Consider the following 17,288-nt stretch of genomic DNA (forward strand, 5'->3'; position numbering starts at 1 on the left):
AGTTTAGACAAAATAATTTGAGAAATTTTGGGTATGTTAAATAATATCTATACATAAAAATGCACAGTATAAAGTTGGAGGAAATGAATAATGATTACGGTGTTGTTTGGTGGGAGCCGTCCTGAAGGGAATACGGCAGAATTAACCCGATATACTTTAGATGGTTTAGATTACACTTGGGTGGATGTCACTCAATATCAATTTAATCCTGTTCGTGATGTGAGACATGAAGATTACTATATTGAATCGTATGAAGACGATTATAAACAACTTATTGATTTAGTATTAGAGAGTGATACAGTTATATTCGCGTCGCCAATATATTGGTATAGTATTTCGGCTTCTTTAAAGGCATTTATTGATCATTGGTCTGAGACTATGGAAGACAAAGATTATCATGATTTCAAATCTAAGATGGCTAAAAAGGATTTTCGATTAATTTTAGTAGGTGGCGATTGTCCTAAAGTCAAAGCTAAACCATGTATTACTCAGATGAAATATAGTGTAGAGTTTTTAGGCGGAGAGTTGAAAGGTTATATTATTGGAACTGCTGAAAAGCCTGGAGATATTAAAAAAGATATATATGCTTTAGATCGTGCACGAGAATGGAATGAAGAACTAGGTAAATAAGATTATGACAATACAACGGAAGAAACATTTTAAATTTTAATGTTATCTTTCGTTGTTTTTTATTTTTTGTGAGTTAGTAGTTTCGTTTAATTCTATTTATCGAAATTTTATTAATTTTCCAGTTTGGATTTTAATAGTTTCAAAATAATTTTTATATAGGGTTTTTAAATGTTTAAATTGAATTAAGTTAACATAAATGTGATATAATGCCTTTATTAATAGCTTGTAATAGTTAGGGGAGAAAGTAACATGTATAGAGTGAGACAAGCAACTGAGAATGATGTAGTAGCTATTAGAGATGTTGCTACTAAAGCTTGGTATAATACATATTTAAATATTTATGCAGCTTCTACAGTCAATGAATTGTTGGCAGCTTCTTATAATGAAACTCATTTGAAGAAGAGATTAAAAGAACAACTCTTTTTAGTGGCGGAAGAAGATGATGAGATTATAGGTTTTGCAAATTTCATTTATGGCGAGGAATTATATCTCGCTGCACATTATGTGAGACCACAATCTCAACATAAAGGTTATGGTACAAGTTTACTTAAAGAAGGTTTAAATCAATTTAAAGATAGATATGATACCGTTTATTTAGAAGTAGATAATAAGAATAACCATGGTATTGATTATTATAAGGAAAATGGCTTTGAAATCGTTCGTTCTTATCAACCTGAAATGTATGGAGAGACGATGGACTTAGCTCTAATGAAAAAGACCTTTTAATATCATAAACGATATGCATCAAAACTAGTTTATTAATGGAGTTAAATTATTTCCGGGGTAATACTCAAACAAAAAAGCACTATGAACGTCATTCTAGTGTTCCTAAGGAGGGGAAGTATGGCACTATCATCATATGCAACAAGTAAACTAACTGAAGAAAAGGTATTTAAAGATCCTATTCATCGATACATACATGTTAAAGATCAGTTGATTTGGGATTTAATTAAAACTAAAGAATTTCAACGTTTAAGACGTATCAAACAACTTGGTACCTTATATTTATCGTTTCATACTGCAGAACATAGTCGCTTTGGGCATTCATTAGGTGTATATGAAATCGTCCGTCGAATGATTGACGAGTCTTTTATAGGTAGAGAGGCCTGGGATAATACAGACCGTCCACTTGCACTGTGCGCAGCGTTGCTACATGATTTAGGCCATGGCCCTTTCTCTCATAGTTTTGAAAAGATATTTAATACTGATCATGAAGCATTCACTCAAGCTATAATCACAGAAGACACGGAAGTCAATGAAGTGCTAAGTCGCGTTTCTGAAACATTCCCACAAGAAGTTGCAGATGTTATTAATAAAACACATGATAATAAACTAATTATATCAATGATATCTTCTCAAATTGATGCTGATCGTATGGACTACTTGCAACGTGATGCGTATTTTACAGGTGTGACTTATGGTTCGTTTGATATGGAACGTATTTTAAGATTAATGCGTCCTTCAAAAGATGAAGTATTGATTAAAGAGAGCGGTATGCACGCGGTTGAGAATTTTATTATGAGTCGTTACCAAATGTATTGGCAAATCTATTTCCACCCTGTAAGTCGAGGGGGAGAAGTGTTACTAAATAATTGTTTACAACGTGCGAAGCAACTTTATAGTGAAGGCTATGAATTTAGAATGTATCCCCATGACTTTGTACCATTCTTCGAAGGGACAATGACAATTGAACAGTATGTTGAGTTAGATGAAGCGGTTGTACTATATTACTTGAAAAAATGGATTAATGAAGATGATCCTATACTCAGTGACTTGTCACGTCGTTTTATAAATAGAGATTTATTCAAATATATCCCGTTTGATGGTTCAATAATTACTATTTCAGAATTACAAGAATTATTTGAAGCAGGTGGTATCAACCCTGACTATTACTTTGTAAGTGAAGCTTTCTCAGATTTACCTTATGATTACGATCGCCCTGGATCTAATCGTAAACCGATCCATTTATTAAGAAGTAATGGTTCTATTACAGAAATAAGTCATCAATCTATGGTAATTAATAGTATTACTGGTATTAATCGTGAAGACCATAAATTATATTATCCTAAGGAACTGATTCTAAATATAGATAATCTTGAAATTAAAGGTGCTATTATTAATTTATTGAATGAACTTAATTAGAGCTTTACACTCATTGTACCTATTAGATAAGATTGAAAATATCATCATTGAATCAATGATTTTCAGAATGGGAGGTATCTAACTTGGCTGAGAAAAAAGGTTTTAATTTTAATATTATAAAAAATGACCCACTAGATGGACATAAAGGAACGAATATCGGGTCAATTAGTTTAGATAATATTGCACCTGTTTTTATAGATGTTGAAAATAAAGAAGCTTTTATTGATATTGGCGGGATGCATGCACGTGCAAAAGTTGAAAAAGGTGTTAAATGGATTAATGATAAAGAGCAAGTTGAAGGCGACGAAGCTAAAGAATATTGGTTGTGTTGGGTGACTACAGAACGTAGTGAACAAGGACCGTACTATGCAGGTGTCACAGCTTGTTACTTATTAGTGAATAGAAGTATCCGTCGTGGCTATAAGAGTATGCCTGAACATGTAAATATGATGGATAAATCTATGAAACATCAATTTATTATCGATCAAATTGGTGATGAAAATAAGAAAATCTTAAAAAAATTCTTAAAAGATCATAACGAAGACATGTGGAATAATTCTAGCGACGAATTATATCAAGCATTTGAATAACTATTAAAAATATATTCATTTTGTAATAAATATATCCGAATAAAATCTAAGCCTTTAAATGAATGTTTGCTAAATTCATTTAAAGGCTCTTATAGTATTATTTCACACTGCCAATTCCGTTAAGTTCTTCATTATAAGGCAATGTTAATTCTTTGCACGTGATGACTTTACCATCTTCATTAAAGACAAATTCTGCATAAACTTCTACTTTACCTTTATCACCATTTTTCTTTTCTACATGAACATCGTAGCGTAAAAAAATCGTGTTTTGAGACTCATCTATGAGCATGGTTTTAAATTCTTCAATAGAAAGACGAGACACAACTTCTTTCAGTTTCTTAAGATGATCTGTGAACTTATTAATATCAGACGTTTGATGATCTGTGGTTTGAACATAAGAAGGGGCAAAGTACGTATCAATTTTATTAACATCAAGATTGATTAAAATATCATTATAAAGCTTTTCAATTGTAGATTTTAAATCATCTCTATTCATCACTTATCTCCTCTATAAAGTAATTATTTTAATTCTTCACCAATTTGATATGTGTGATACAAAGCTTCTATAATTTCATTATGAATGATATGAAATGGTCTTTCAAATCTTTTAGCAACTTGTTTCACATCTTCATATTCGGGTTTCATTTTTAAAATTTTACCCTCTTGCAAAGCGAATTTCACAGAAATATTACCGTAGTCGGTATTAATGTCTCTAAATTCTCGATCTAGTATATTTCTACGAACCGCGTAACTGCGAACTCCGAGAGAAGATGTTTCTTGTAGGATTAAAGTTTCAAATTTAGATGCGTTCTCAGTTTTACAGATTAAGGTTAATTGTGTACTTGGACGTCCTTTTTTCATAAATATTGGAGTGTAGTAAATATCTAGTGCACCATGTTCGAGTGCTATATCCATGAAGTGTCCTAATGATTCAGGTGACATATCATCGATTTGGCATTCGATAACTTGGACGTCATCTTGCTTTTTTGATTGAGTTTCAAATTGAATAACTCTTAACACATTAGGGAAGTCAAAGTCTTTACTCCCTGCGCCATACCCAATTTCTTTCATCGTAGCAGATGGGAATGGGCCAAATGATGATACTAAACTTTTCGCAAAGGCCGCACCAGTTGGCGTCGTTAACTCACTTTGAACATCAAATTTAGCTAATGGAACGTCTTTAAGTATCTCAGCAGTGGCAGGTGCTGGTACGGGGTAGATACCATGGGCGATATTGATTTTGCCATTACCTGTAGGAATAGGCGAGCAATATAATTCGTCAATATTTAATAATTCTAAAGCAATACATCCACCAATAATATCGATAATAGAGTCCATTGCCCCCACTTCATGAAAGTGGACGTTTTTAAATGACATACCATGAATTTTAGCTTCTGCGTGACCAATCACTTCAAATATACTTTTACTTCGAGCTTTAACACGTGGTGAAAGTGCGCTGTCATCAATCATTTTAAAGATATCTGACGCGTGACGGTGATGGTGTGGTTCATCGAAATCAATGTTTAAGGTCATTGCATGTATGCCTTGTTTTACCTTCTTCTGAAAATGAAGTTCAAAATTATCTAATGGTAACGTTTTAAGTTCGCTTTCAATTTTATGTGGGTCAGCCCCTAAATCGACTAAAGCTGACAATAGCATGTCACCGGCTATGCCTGCATGACAATCTAAGTAAATTGCATTTGCCATATTGATGCTCCATTCTAGTTATTTTCTATCATCTTCACTATCATTCCAGCGTTATATCCTCCACCAAAGCCATTATCAATATTGAGTACACTGGTACCAGGTGCACATGCGTTAATCATGGAAAGTAGTGTAGTGACGCCGTCTAAATTTGCACCATAGCCAACGCTGGTAGGGATGGCATAGATGGGATGATCGACAAGTCCTCCTACAACACTAGCCAAGGCACCTTCCATTCCAGCAATGACCACGGATACCTTACCTTGGCGTATCTCATGGATGTGATTAAATAGTCGATGAATGCCAGACACACCAACGTCATAGAAGCGTTTAACTTGAATTCCCATTACTTCCGCAGTTAAAGCAGCTTCTTCGGCTACTGCTAAGTCCGAGGTTCCAGCACAAAGGATAGAAATATAATTTTGTGATTTTTTAATTTCTTCTATCGGCGTACTCACAATATTAGCTACTGAGTGATACTGGAGATAGGGGTGATGTTCGAGTACAAACTTCGCCTTTGTTTCATCAATACGTGTCACTAAAATCACATTGTCGTGTTGAGTAAGGCTTTCAATAATTTGTTTAATTTGTTCTTTAGTTTTACCTTCACCGAAGATGACTTCGGGAAAGCCTTGTCGCTTTGCTCGATGTAAATCAATTTTAGCAAAGCCCAATTCGTCATAGTGACTGAGTTGGGCTTTAGCTTCATCTATAGAAATTTGATTTGATTTTACACCTTCAAGTAAGTCATCTATAAAGTTTGGATCTTTACTCATGTGTTAACTTCCTTGTACTAAATTAGTTGCTTTTGTATCAATGACTTCGTTCATACTGCCGGTTCTGTATCCTTCTAAATCTACAGTGACATAGTCGAAACCAAGTTCTTTTAAGCGTAAAGTGATATTGTCTCTATTTTTTATTACAGTAGCTAAATCATCTTCAACCACTTCGATACGAGCGATATTATGGTGGTAGCGTACACGGACATGATTGATTCCTAATTGTAGAATGTATTTCTCTGCTTCGTTGACTTTGTTTACTTTAGCAAAGCTTAACGTTTCACCATAAGGGATTCGTGAAGCTAAACTACATAGAGCCGGTTTATTCCATACAGGTAAATCATGTTGTTTACTTAATTCTCTAATTTCTGATTTATAGAGATGTGCTTCTTGAAGTACACTACGTACTCCAAATTCATCTCTAGCTTTTAAGCCTGGACGGAAATCCTTGAGATCGTCCATAATCATGCCATCTAAGATATAATTAAAGTTGAATTCCTCTTTGATTTCATTAAGTTTTCCATAAAGAAGTCGTTTACTGAAATACCAGCTTTCGGGTGTATTCTTAACGATATTATCGTCCTCAAGTTCAGCCATTTCAGTCTCTAATACTTCTACACCTAGGCTTCGACCTAATTCAATCGCTTGGTTAAATTCTTCGTTTCTGAAAAGTTCTGATTTTACAACCACAGGTTTAACACTTTTAACACCTAAAACATCAATCGCTTTTTTAAGTACTAAACTGCTATCTACACCACCTGAATATGCAATGACAACACTTTGCATTTCTTTAAGTAAGTGATTTAATTTCATTTCTTTATTTAATAATTCAGTCATTCTCATCATCCTCCCAAATTATTCTTCATTTTCAACATATGGAATGGTTAGTGGTCCTTGTGGCATGACACCAATTGATAATTTACGTCCATATTGTTCTTCTAACTCTTGAAGCGTTTGTTCAATATTTGAAGTTGGATTCAACATTGAATCTTTCAATTGTTGATCTGTTAATTCTGAGTAGACATAAACATTGGCAAAGGTCTGAATGCTCGCTTGTTTTTGAACTTGCCATTGATCCATCTCTTTAAAATTAGGATCAAGGATAAGCTCTAGAATTCCCTGAGGGGTGTCAGCCATTTTAAAGATTTCAGCAAATTTACCATGATCTGGAAAGCCATCTGCACATTCGGAGACCATAATAATATTTCCGTCTTCTTTGACGATTTTACTAGCAGCACTCATCCCTTTAACAGTCTGATACAAGTTTTGATCTAAAGGATAACCTGAATTAGAAGCAATGACGACATCAAAACGTTGATGGCATTTAAACATCGCGTGTTCTTTAACATAAGCACATCCTTCTTTATGTGCTTCAAAAACTTCTCCAGCGAATGCAGCTGTAATTTCCTTACTTTTGTTTAAAGCCACATTTAACATGAAGTCTGGCTTACACATACGGTTCACTTCTCTAGCCATATCCTGAACAGGGTTATCTTCTAAATTTCCCCATGTAGAACGAGGGTCGCCAATCATCTTTGCATTATGGAAAGTTTGAATAGTTTCTAATCCAGCGATACCTGGCATAATACCTTTTGGACCGCCTGAAAATCCTGCAAAGAAATGAGGTTCAATGAAACCAGTGACGATTTTGAAATCTGACTCAACATAGTCTTTATTGAGATATGCATCACAACCATATTTACTCTCCCCAACTTTGATAAGACTATCTGCTTCAGTACAGTGGTTATGGACAATTTTAACTGTATCCACAATATCTTCACCTAACATTTGAATAAGCTCGTCGCGCGTTTGGTCACGATGTGTTCCTGTACCATTAATAATTACGAAATTTTCACGTGGCACATGGTTCAATTCCTCAATTAGTAAAGGTACAAGAATATGGTTTGGTGTTGGGCGAGTGATATCACTAATTACTATAGATACGATGTCATCACTTTTAACCATTTCTTTAAGAGGTTTTGAGTTGGTTGGATGTCTTAAAACGTCTTTAATGGCTGTTTTATAATCTTCAATAGCGTCAATATTTTGAGGTTCTATAATAGTGCTATCATCAGGTACATTGACACTAATTTCAGACTTGCCGTAGAGCACATCTGTCTTCACTAACATTCCCTCCGTTTATTTAAATATTATAAATTACTATTAAATGTATACTCTTAATAAAGTGTTGCAATGCAATTATTATATGTAAATTGTAGCACAATTTTTAGAATATTTTAATTTATGAAAATAAATAGCTTTATTCAAAATTAGTGATGTGAAATATTTAAATCTAAAATTTAGGGTAAACATCTTTAAAATAATGAAAGGGAGAAGTTCAATGAATCATATTAAGGGAATTAATCATATTGGTTTAACAGTATTAGATATTGAGGAGGCAACAACGTTCTTAAAAGAGGCGTTTGACGCTAAAATAGCGTATGATGCTCTTACATATAATGACCAACCTCGTGAAGGAGAAGAAGTTGAACGCATGTTAGGTCTTTCAAAAGGAGCAAAAATCGTTCGTCAAAGAATGATAGTGATTGGTGAGGGAGCTAATATAGAAATGTTTGAAATAGAAAGTAATAATCAAAAAGAACCACTCAAACTAGAAGATTTAGGCTTTAATCATATTTCATTAATGGTCGATCATATTGAGGACGTATTAGAAAATGTTAAACGTGCTGGTGCAGAACCATTATCTGAAACACATGGTAATTCAACTTACGAGGATTCTGAAGGAAGTAAGAGTGTTTATGTTAAGGCACCGTTTAACGCTTTAATTGAGTTACAATCCATTCCGAATGGTTATTATTATCCAAATGATAGTGAAGCAAATGTATTTATTCCTGGTGAGTAAAATATGAGAAACTATATATTTATTCAATAGTTGTGACCAATTTTAAAAGAAGATGATATAATAAAGGATGACGTACATCAAAAATTATGAAATATGAGGTAGTTAGATGAAAAAATATGTATTCATCATTGCAACAATTGTATTCGGCATCGTATATTTCAAAAAGTATTGTTCTATTCGAGATAAATATATCATGGATATCGTTGATGTTGAATTCAACAAGTAATTCTAATGATAACCTATGTAAAATCGTGTTCATATCGATAAGATATGGAGACGATTTTTTAATTTTTTAGGCAAAATAAGTCGATACTTAGAAAGTAGGAGCGTACTACAAGCCATAGTGTTTTTATGCTATAATGACATGTATTATTGTAAAGATTAAGGTGAGTAGTAAATTGGATAAAAACATAAATATTCAAACTAAACAGGTTTTGAAACAGAATGATGAAAAACAAAAATTTGAGTTTACTACAAAAGGTGCTTGGCAGAAACGACGAGCAGAATTTATCCGGTATACAGAAGAAATTGAAGAAGCAAAAGTCAATGTTACAATAAAAATTGAAGATAGCGGAGTTAAGTTGATTCGTAAAGGCGATATCAATATGAATCTACATTTCGTTGAAGGGGAAGAAACGACAACTTTATATGATATACCCGCAGGACGGATACCTTTAACAGTGAAAACACTGAGTATTTTACACTTTGTAACGCCAAATGGTGGGAAATTGAAAATTCACTATGAACTATATCAAAATGAAGAAAAGATGGGTTCTTATCAATACGAACTAAATTATAAGGAGATAAGCGAATGAATATTATCGATCAAGTGAAACAGACATTAATTGAAGAAATTGAAGCTAGTATCAAAAAAGCGGGATTAGCTGAAGATATTCCCGAAATAAAAATTGAAATACCTAAAGATACTAAAAATGGTGATTACTCATCTAATATTGCGATGGTATTAACTAAAATTGCTAAACGTAATCCACGTGAAATAGCACAAGCGATTGTAGATAATCTTGATACAAGTAAAGCACACGTAAAAGAAATTGATATTGCAGGCCCAGGTTTTATTAACTTTTACTTAGATAATCAATATCTTACTCAAATTATTCCAGAAGCGATTAATAAAGGCGATCAATTTGGCTATGCAGATCAATCTAAAAATACAAACATTTTATTAGAATATGTGTCTGCAAATCCAACTGGTGATTTACACATTGGTCATGCTAGAAATGCTGCTGTAGGTGATTCATTAGCCAATATTTTAATCGCCGCAGGGTACAATGTCACTCGTGAATACTATATTAACGATGCAGGGAATCAAATTACTAATTTAGCTCGTTCAATAGAGACACGTTATTTTGAAGCTCTAGGTGATACAAGCCATGAAATGCCAGAAGATGGATATAATGGTAAAGACATTATTGAAATTGGTAAAGATTTGGCTAATAAGCATCCAGAAATCAAGGATTATTCAGATGAAGAACGCCTAAAAACATTTAGACAATTAGGTGTAGATTATGAAATGGATAAGTTAAAGAGAGACTTAGCTGATTTTAATGTACATTTTGATAACTGGTTCAGTGAAACGTCTTTATATGAAAATGGTGCAATCGATAACACATTAGCTAAAATGAAAGAATTAGGTTACACATATGAAGCTGATGGTGCAACATGGTTACGTACAAGTGATTTCAAAGATGATAAAGACCGTGTATTAATTAAAAAGGATGGTAACTACACTTACTTTACACCTGATACAGCATACCATTACAACAAAATTAATCGTGGAAATGATATCTTAATTGATTTAATGGGTGCTGACCATCACGGTTATATAAATCGTCTTAAAGCAAGTCTTGAAACATTTGGTGTAGATAGTGATCGTCTTGAAATTCAAATTATGCAAATGGTGCGTTTAATGCAAAATGGTGAAGAAGTGAAAATGAGTAAACGTACAGGCAATGCGATTACTTTACGTGAAATTATGGATGAAGTAGGCATTGATGCAGCGCGTTACTTCTTAACAATGCGTAGTCCTGACTCTCATTTTGATTTTGATCTTGAACTTGCCAAGGAGCAATCACAAGATAACCCAATTTATTATGCTCAGTATGCTCACGCACGTATTTGTTCAATACTAAGACAAGCGAAAGAGCAAGGTGTTGATATCACAACAAATGCTAATTTCGATACAATTACTAATGAAAAAGCAATAGACTTATTAAAGAAAGTTGCTGAATTCGAAACAACAATTGAGAGCGCAGCAGAACATCGTGCGCCTCATCGTTTAACAAATTATATTCAAGATTTAGCTGCAGCTTTCCATAAATTCTATAACGCCGAGAAAGTTTTAACTGATGATATTGAAAAGACTAAAGCATTAGTAGCTATGATTGAAGCAGTAAGAATTACATTACACAATGCTTTAACACTTGTTGGCGTTACAGCACCTGAGTCTATGTAATTCAAAACATATTTAATTAAATAAACAGTCTTATGCCCTCATAAATCTATATTTGTGAGGGTATTAATTTTATAAAGAATTGGAGTGTAAACATGCTATCTACAATGGAACTGTATCGAATTCTATATAAAAATATGGGTGCACAACATTGGTGGCCAGCTCAAAGTCCTATTGAGATGATGCTAGGGGCTATACTTGTTCAAAATACTAATTGGAAAAATGCAGATATGGCATTAACACGTCTCAAAGAAGAGACGCAATTCAATGGTAAAAAGATATTAAATATGTCACTCGAAGATTTGCAACAAACGATTCGTTCGAGCGGTTTCTATAAAAATAAAGGTAAAGCGATTCACGCTTTAATGAGTTGGTTAAATCAACATGACTTTAATTACAAAGATATCGCACAATACTATGGTGATAATTTAAGAAAGGAATTATTAAATATTCGTGGTATTGGAAGTGAAACGGCAGATGTTTTAATTGTATATATTTTTAAAGGGATAGAATTTATTCCAGACAGTTATACTCGCCGTATATATGCTAAGTTAGGCTATACTCAGACTGAAACCTACGATAAGTTTAAGAAGACCATTCAATTACCTTCTAATTTCACTAACCAAGATGCGAATGAATTCCATGCTTTGCTCGATAATTTTGGTAAAAATTATTTTAACGGTAAAGGAGAACATCGTTATACATTTTTAGATTCATTTTTTGAAAATTAAACATTGACTTTTACGTAACGTCATACCTCATACTTCAGCTTAGGAGGTGAAGATATGAAAGCGTATTTTAGTCCTAAAGATCTTTGTGACATTACAGGAGTGAGTTTACGTACACTTCATTATTATCACGATATAGAATTATTAATCCCTCATCATATTGAAGACAATGGTTATCGTCTTTATAGTGTAGAAGATATTTCTAAACTGCAATATATCTTATTTTTAAGGGAGCTTGATTTAACATTAAAAGAAATTAATGATTATTTTAAAAGTGATATAAATACTAAAAACGAAGTGTTGCGTAAGAATTACGATGATGTAATTAAGAAAAGAGATAAGTTGAATGTAATCATTGAACATCTTGACTACCATTTTAAACAGGAGAGCAATGAAGAAATTGAGGTGACGAATATGAAAGAATTTGATTTATATCAACAATATGAAAATGAAGCGGCTTTGAAGTATGGTGATACTAAGTACTATCAATCTTATGAGGAACAACAACAAGATATGAATGATTCTGAGAAAAAAGAGAACTATAAAAAGATTAATGTTGAATTAAATACATTTTTCGATGAGATGAGTGATTTATTTTCTAAAGATGTCTCGATTAAGGAGGCAAGCACTAGAATAAAAAAACTAGAAGACATATTGAAGCTACAAGTTCCTAACTGCGATAAACAATTTATGTCCTATATTGCAACAACATATGTTGATGATGAACGATTTGCTAAAAATATTAATAAAAACCGTAATGAAGGATTAAATCGATATATTGCAAATGCCATAAATGAATATATAACGTACTAATTGTTCCTTTCAAAAATATTAATCTTAATTATTACTGAGTAACGATAAACGCCCACTTAGAAAGTAGGGCGTTTTTTATAGTTAAAAACTATAGAATAGGAGATATTATAATTTATAATGATTTTTAATTTTGATTAATTAATTATATAATGATTTTTGTAGTAACTAAAGTTATAAATATTTTAGAGGTGGTACGATGATTGAAGCCTATAAGTTATTCTGGCTGAATTTCTTTAAACTAAAAGGTCGCAGTAGAAGACGCGATTTTTGGTGGCCCTTTTTCATCAATGCTATTATTGAAGTTATAGTCTTAAATGGCACAAAATTTTTAGAAAATTCTATGGTTCACGGTCATATTATTTCATCAATTATTTATCAAGTCATTTCACTCATTCTATGTATTGGAACATTTTCATTATCTGTAAGAAGATTTCATGATATCGGAATGACTAAGAAATTCCCAGTGTTTTATTTAATTTTGACCTTACTACCTTATTTAAAAAATGTGATAGAACCTGTTATAAACTATACACATCTTGATCATAATCACGTATTTGTGATGATTTTAAGTGGTTTATTCATCACTTACTATATCATCTCCATCATCGCTGCACTTGTAGCTTTAGCATATTGTGTAGCTGATAGTGAAGATGGTTCCAATAAATATGGACCGAATCCTAAACCTATTTATGAATAATATGAAATTGAGTATCTTCGTTAAAAAGGCGAAGATACTATTTTTTTGAAAATGTTTAATTAAAACATTATTCAAATAAAAATAATCATTTAAAATTTCAAAATTCTAATGAAATTTTTGTCGATTTTGATATGATTATAACGAAGCGAAGAATGTATATTACTGAATAAGAAGGGAATGCTCAATAAATGAGAAATAAACTATGGATGGTTATTCTCGTGCTTGCTTTATCATTAGCAGCATGTAGTCAAGGCTCAAATCAATCATCAGATAGCAATTCAACATCGAAAAAAGGGAATAATAAAGTAAAATACCATAGAATTGTTTCTCTAATGCCAAGTAATACTGAAATCTTATATCGACTTGGTTTAGGGAATAACATTGTTGGTGTATCAACGGTTGATGATTACCCTAAAGATGTTAAAAAAGGTAAAAAACAATTTGATGCGATGAATTTGAATAAAGAAAAATTACTCAAAGCTAAACCAGATCTGATTTTAGCACATGAGTCCCAAAAAAGTTCTTCAGGAAAAGTATTAAACTCACTTAAAAAAGATGGGGTTAAAGTTGTTTATGTTAAAGACGCCCAATCAATTAATGAAACATATGACACCTTTAAAACTATCGGTAAAATTACAGGACGTGAGCATCAAGCTCAAGATTTAGTAGATGAAACGAAAAAGAACGTTGATAAAGTAGTTAATTCTGTTCCTAAACATCATAAAAAACAAAGTATATTTATGGAAGTTTCATCTAAACCAGATATTTATACAGCAGGTAAAGGCACATTCTTCGATGATATGTTAAATCAACTAGACGCGAAGAATAACTTCTCAGATATAAATGGTTGGAAATCAGTCAGTAAAGAGAGCATCATTAAGCATAATCCAGATATATTAATTTCTACTGAAGGTAAATCAAAATCTGATTATATTAAAATGATTAAAAAACGTGGTGGCTTCGATAAGATTAATGCTGTTAAAAATACACGAATTGAATCAGTTAATGGAGACGAGATTTCTCGACCAGGTCCTCGAATTGATGAAGGCCTAAAAGAATTAAGGGATGTCATTTATAAAAAATAATAGCTCAAAAAGTCAGTGGTCTTTCAGACACTGACTTTTTTAATATGATTTTGTTACTATATGTATAAAGAAAAATGAGAAAAGAGATTATGATGAAAAGAATTCGAAGTATAGTCATATGGTTAATCATTCTATTAATTAGTGTTTTAATCAGTTTATGGTGGGACTTAGGAAGCCTTAATGATGCATTTAATCAAACTATTTTATTAAAGGTAAGACTTCCTAGAGTTCTTGAAGCTATGCTTACTGGTGCGACACTCACTATAGCTGGGCATATGTTTCAAACCATTTTGAATAATCCATTAGCTGATAGTTTTACACTAGGCTTAGCAAGTGGTGCTTCTTTAGGCTCCGGACTTGCACTATTTCTCGGCTTAAGTTTTCTATGGGTGCCTTTTTTCTCTATAGCATTCAGTTTGATTACACTTGTACTCGTACTTGGCCTAACAGTGATATTGTCACGTGGTTATCCTATACGTGTGCTCATCATATTAGGTTTAATGATTGGTGCCTTATTCAATGCACTTCTGTATATGTTAGTTTTAATTAATCCACGGAAAATGAATTCAATAGCTAATTACTTGTTCGGTGGTTTTGCTTCGGCAGAGTACCACGATGTCATTATCATTGCTTTAACAATGATATTTGCTATGGTCATTTTATTTTCAATGAAAAATGGCATTAAACTACTGCAAGTCGGTGAGTTAAAAAGCCAATCTTTAGGTCTTAATGTTCAAAATGTTATGTTCATTGTGTTGGCAGTGTCATCTATGATAACTGCAGTAGTAGTTGCATATGTAGGGACTATAGGCTTTATAGGTATGATCGTACCTCAATTACTAAGACGTTTTTATTGGCAATATGAGCTAGGAACGCAGATGGTACTTAATCTTATTGTCGGTAGCACAGTGATGGTCGTGGCAGATTTTATAGGCGGAACGATGATACAACCAGTTCAAATACCTGCAAGTATTATTATGGCATTATTAGGCGTTCCAGTTTTATTTTATATTCTTTTTACACAAACTAAGGTATTACGATAAGTGAATTCATTTGCTAAAATAGAAACTATTAAAAAGTTAAGAGGTAACTTAAAATGGATTTGAGTCATATTAAAGCAATAGTCTTTGATTTAGAAGGAACTTTGTTAGATAGAGTTAAATCACGTGAGAAATTTATTGAAGAGCAATTTGAACGTTTTCATGATTATTTCGTTCATGTTCAATTAGCCGATTTTAAGAATAAATTTATCGAGCTTGATGATGATGAAGATAATGATAAACCTGAATTGTATAAACAAATTATTAAACAATTTCATATTGATCGATTAACTTGGAAAGATTTGTTTCATGACTTTGAGATGCATTTTTACCGTTATGTCTTTCCTTATTATGATACGTTATATACCTTGGAAAAGTTATCGAGCCATGATTATAAGATTGGCGTTATCGCTAACGGGAAATCCAAAATTAAGCAATTTAGATTACATTCTCTAGGTATTATGCATGTTATTAATTATCTAACGACCTCAGAAACTGTTGGATATCGCAAACCTCATCCAAAAATATTTGAGGATATGATAGAACAACTCGATGTAGAACCCAGTGAAATTATGTATGTTGGAGACGACGCACTTAACGATGTTGCGCCCGCTCGAGCAATGGGTATGGTAAGTGTATGGTATAAACAAGAGGATGCGGAATTAGAACCACTTGAAGAAGAAGTAGATTTTACAATTACTACGATAGAAGAATTGTTAACTATTCTACCTGAAAATTTTGAACCAGAAGGAGAAGAACGCAATGGCAATGGATTTATTTACTAGTAAAGATGGAACGACAATTCATTATAATACAATGGGTGAAGGCTTTCCTGTTGTACTGATTCATACAGCTTATGATAATTATTCAGTATTTAATGATGTGGCTAAGGCGTTAGCGAAATCTTTTCAAGTTGTGCTTATTGATTTAAGAGGTCATGGTTATTCTGATAAGCCAAGAAATATTGAGTTTCATGAATTTGCTGATGATGTGATAGCACTCTTAGATTATATTTATATTGATCATGCAGCGTTTGTTGGTCACGAAATGGGAGCAATAGTAGCTTCAGATATCTCTGTAAGATATGAAGACTATGTATCTTCAATAATATTAGTTAATCCGACATCTATTGAAGGAGAGCTACCCGAAGAACGATTATTCAGAAAGTATGCACACACGATTAGAAACTGGGATGATGAAAAGCAAGACAAGTTTTTAAATAAACGTAAATATTATAAACCGCGTAAAATGAATAAATTCTTAAAGCATGTTGAAGATACTAATTCAGTATCTACGAAAGAAGAAACGCAAGCTGTTGAAGATGTATTTAAAACTGTAGAAATCTCAGAGGTATTTAAACAAGTCCATGCTCCTACGTTAATTATTGCTGGAGAATATGGGGAAAGAACAACAACTTTAGAAGCGAAAGAAGTAGCCGATTTAATTGAACACAGTCAGTTCAATGTGTACGCTCAATCAAGTTTATATCCATTTGTTGAAGAACAAGAACAATTCATCACTGAAATTACTCCATTTATTAAAGATCATTTTTCCCATAAAAAAGAATAAAAATCACATAAAGACGATTAAATTGAACTAAAAGTTGGTAAATATAACTAACATTAGTTCAATTTTTTCATTTTATAGAAATAAAGTAAGCGTAAAAATATTTATTTGTAATGTTTTTGTAATATTATTGTTATTTTAGTAATATATGTAGTATAATCAAGTTAAGCACAAAATAGAG

General features: G+C 32.5%; 19 protein-coding genes. 14 read left to right on the top strand and 5 right to left on the bottom strand.

The window, feature by feature from the left end; all coding sequences use genetic code 11:
• Positions 1-90: 90 nt before the first annotated feature.
• The 4 genes from CM54_RS00410 to CM54_RS00425 all read left to right on the top strand — a co-directional run bounded on the left by CM54_RS00410 (position 91) and on the right by CM54_RS00425 (position 3,362).
• Complete coding sequence (locus tag CM54_RS00410; protein WP_037548194.1) at positions 91-630, top strand: flavodoxin family protein; 540 nt, start codon at positions 91-93, stop codon at positions 628-630.
• A gap of 249 nt (positions 631-879) precedes the next feature.
• Complete coding sequence (locus CM54_RS00415) at positions 880-1,356, top strand: GNAT family N-acetyltransferase (RefSeq protein ID WP_002433199.1); 477 nt, start codon at positions 880-882, stop codon at positions 1,354-1,356.
• 117 nt (positions 1,357-1,473) lie between these two features.
• On the top strand, positions 1,474-2,772 hold the full coding sequence (locus tag CM54_RS00420) for an HD domain-containing protein (protein WP_002452531.1): 1,299 nt from the start codon (positions 1,474-1,476) through the stop codon (positions 2,770-2,772).
• An 83-nt stretch (positions 2,773-2,855) separates the two neighbouring features.
• Positions 2,856-3,362 (top strand): YwhD family protein, encoded by a 507-nt coding sequence (locus tag CM54_RS00425; RefSeq protein ID WP_023350739.1) that lies wholly within the window; start codon positions 2,856-2,858, stop codon positions 3,360-3,362.
• 97 nt (positions 3,363-3,459) lie between these two features.
• On the opposite strand, the gene CM54_RS00430 is transcribed toward CM54_RS00425, so the two are convergent.
• Genes CM54_RS00430 through larA form a run of 5 tightly spaced genes read right to left on the bottom strand, consistent with a single transcriptional unit; the run spans position 3,460 to position 7,969 of the window.
• Positions 3,460-3,858, bottom strand: a complete 399-nt coding sequence (locus CM54_RS00430; protein WP_037548197.1) for a nuclear transport factor 2 family protein — start codon at positions 3,856-3,858, stop codon at positions 3,460-3,462.
• Positions 3,859-3,881: 23 nt separating this feature from the next.
• The gene (gene larC, locus CM54_RS00435; protein WP_037548200.1) at positions 3,882-5,069 is read right to left on the bottom strand and encodes a nickel pincer cofactor biosynthesis protein LarC; all 1,188 of its coding nucleotides are present in this window, start codon (positions 5,067-5,069) and stop codon (positions 3,882-3,884) included.
• 14 nt (positions 5,070-5,083) lie between these two features.
• Positions 5,084-5,842: a nickel pincer cofactor biosynthesis protein LarB gene (larB, locus tag CM54_RS00440; RefSeq protein ID WP_037548203.1), complete on the bottom strand. Its 759-nt coding sequence runs from the start codon at positions 5,840-5,842 to the stop codon at positions 5,084-5,086.
• Between the two features lie 3 nt (positions 5,843-5,845).
• Entirely contained in the window at positions 5,846-6,682 is an 837-nt protein-coding gene (gene larE, locus CM54_RS00445; protein WP_037548205.1) for an ATP-dependent sacrificial sulfur transferase LarE, read from the bottom strand.
• An 18-nt stretch (positions 6,683-6,700) separates the two neighbouring features.
• Positions 6,701-7,969: a nickel-dependent lactate racemase gene (larA, locus tag CM54_RS00450; protein WP_037548208.1), complete on the bottom strand. Its 1,269-nt coding sequence runs from the start codon at positions 7,967-7,969 to the stop codon at positions 6,701-6,703.
• A 217-nt stretch (positions 7,970-8,186) separates the two neighbouring features.
• On the opposite strand from larA, the gene CM54_RS00455 reads away from it, so the two are divergent.
• The 10 genes from CM54_RS00455 (at position 8,187) to CM54_RS00500 (ending at position 17,110) form a co-directional block, all read left to right on the top strand.
• Positions 8,187-8,708, top strand: a complete 522-nt coding sequence (locus CM54_RS00455; RefSeq protein WP_002433212.1) for a VOC family protein — start codon at positions 8,187-8,189, stop codon at positions 8,706-8,708.
• A 398-nt stretch (positions 8,709-9,106) separates the two neighbouring features.
• The gene (locus tag CM54_RS00460) at positions 9,107-9,523 is read left to right on the top strand and encodes a DUF1934 domain-containing protein (protein WP_002433342.1); all 417 of its coding nucleotides are present in this window, start codon (positions 9,107-9,109) and stop codon (positions 9,521-9,523) included.
• Positions 9,520-11,181 carry an arginine--tRNA ligase gene (gene argS, locus CM54_RS00465; protein ID WP_002433338.1) on the top strand — a complete coding sequence of 554 codons (1,662 nt, stop codon included), beginning with the start codon at positions 9,520-9,522 and terminating at the stop codon, positions 11,179-11,181. Before CM54_RS00460 ends, argS begins: the two co-directional genes overlap by 4 nt.
• A gap of 92 nt (positions 11,182-11,273) precedes the next feature.
• Positions 11,274-11,909: an endonuclease III domain-containing protein gene (locus tag CM54_RS00470; RefSeq protein WP_037548211.1), complete on the top strand. Its 636-nt coding sequence runs from the start codon at positions 11,274-11,276 to the stop codon at positions 11,907-11,909.
• A 54-nt stretch (positions 11,910-11,963) separates the two neighbouring features.
• Positions 11,964-12,719, top strand: a complete 756-nt coding sequence (locus tag CM54_RS00475; RefSeq protein ID WP_037548214.1) for a MerR family transcriptional regulator — start codon at positions 11,964-11,966, stop codon at positions 12,717-12,719.
• A 196-nt stretch (positions 12,720-12,915) separates the two neighbouring features.
• Positions 12,916-13,416: a DUF805 domain-containing protein gene (locus CM54_RS00480; protein ID WP_037548217.1), complete on the top strand. Its 501-nt coding sequence runs from the start codon at positions 12,916-12,918 to the stop codon at positions 13,414-13,416.
• A 188-nt stretch (positions 13,417-13,604) separates the two neighbouring features.
• Entirely contained in the window at positions 13,605-14,501 is an 897-nt protein-coding gene (locus CM54_RS00485) for an ABC transporter substrate-binding protein (protein WP_016898713.1), read from the top strand.
• A gap of 92 nt (positions 14,502-14,593) precedes the next feature.
• Complete coding sequence (locus CM54_RS00490; protein WP_037548221.1) at positions 14,594-15,544, top strand: FecCD family ABC transporter permease; 951 nt, start codon at positions 14,594-14,596, stop codon at positions 15,542-15,544.
• 53 nt (positions 15,545-15,597) lie between these two features.
• Positions 15,598-16,326 (top strand): HAD family hydrolase, encoded by a 729-nt coding sequence (locus CM54_RS00495; protein WP_002433179.1) that lies wholly within the window; start codon positions 15,598-15,600, stop codon positions 16,324-16,326.
• The gene (locus CM54_RS00500; protein WP_002433355.1) at positions 16,304-17,110 is read left to right on the top strand and encodes an alpha/beta fold hydrolase; all 807 of its coding nucleotides are present in this window, start codon (positions 16,304-16,306) and stop codon (positions 17,108-17,110) included. The genes CM54_RS00495 and CM54_RS00500 overlap by 23 nt, the downstream gene beginning before the upstream one ends.
• Positions 17,111-17,288: the final 178 nt, after the last annotated feature.

Source organism: Staphylococcus sp. TE8, assembly GCF_000692055.1.
Taxonomy (GTDB): domain Bacteria; phylum Bacillota; class Bacilli; order Staphylococcales; family Staphylococcaceae; genus Staphylococcus; species Staphylococcus capitis.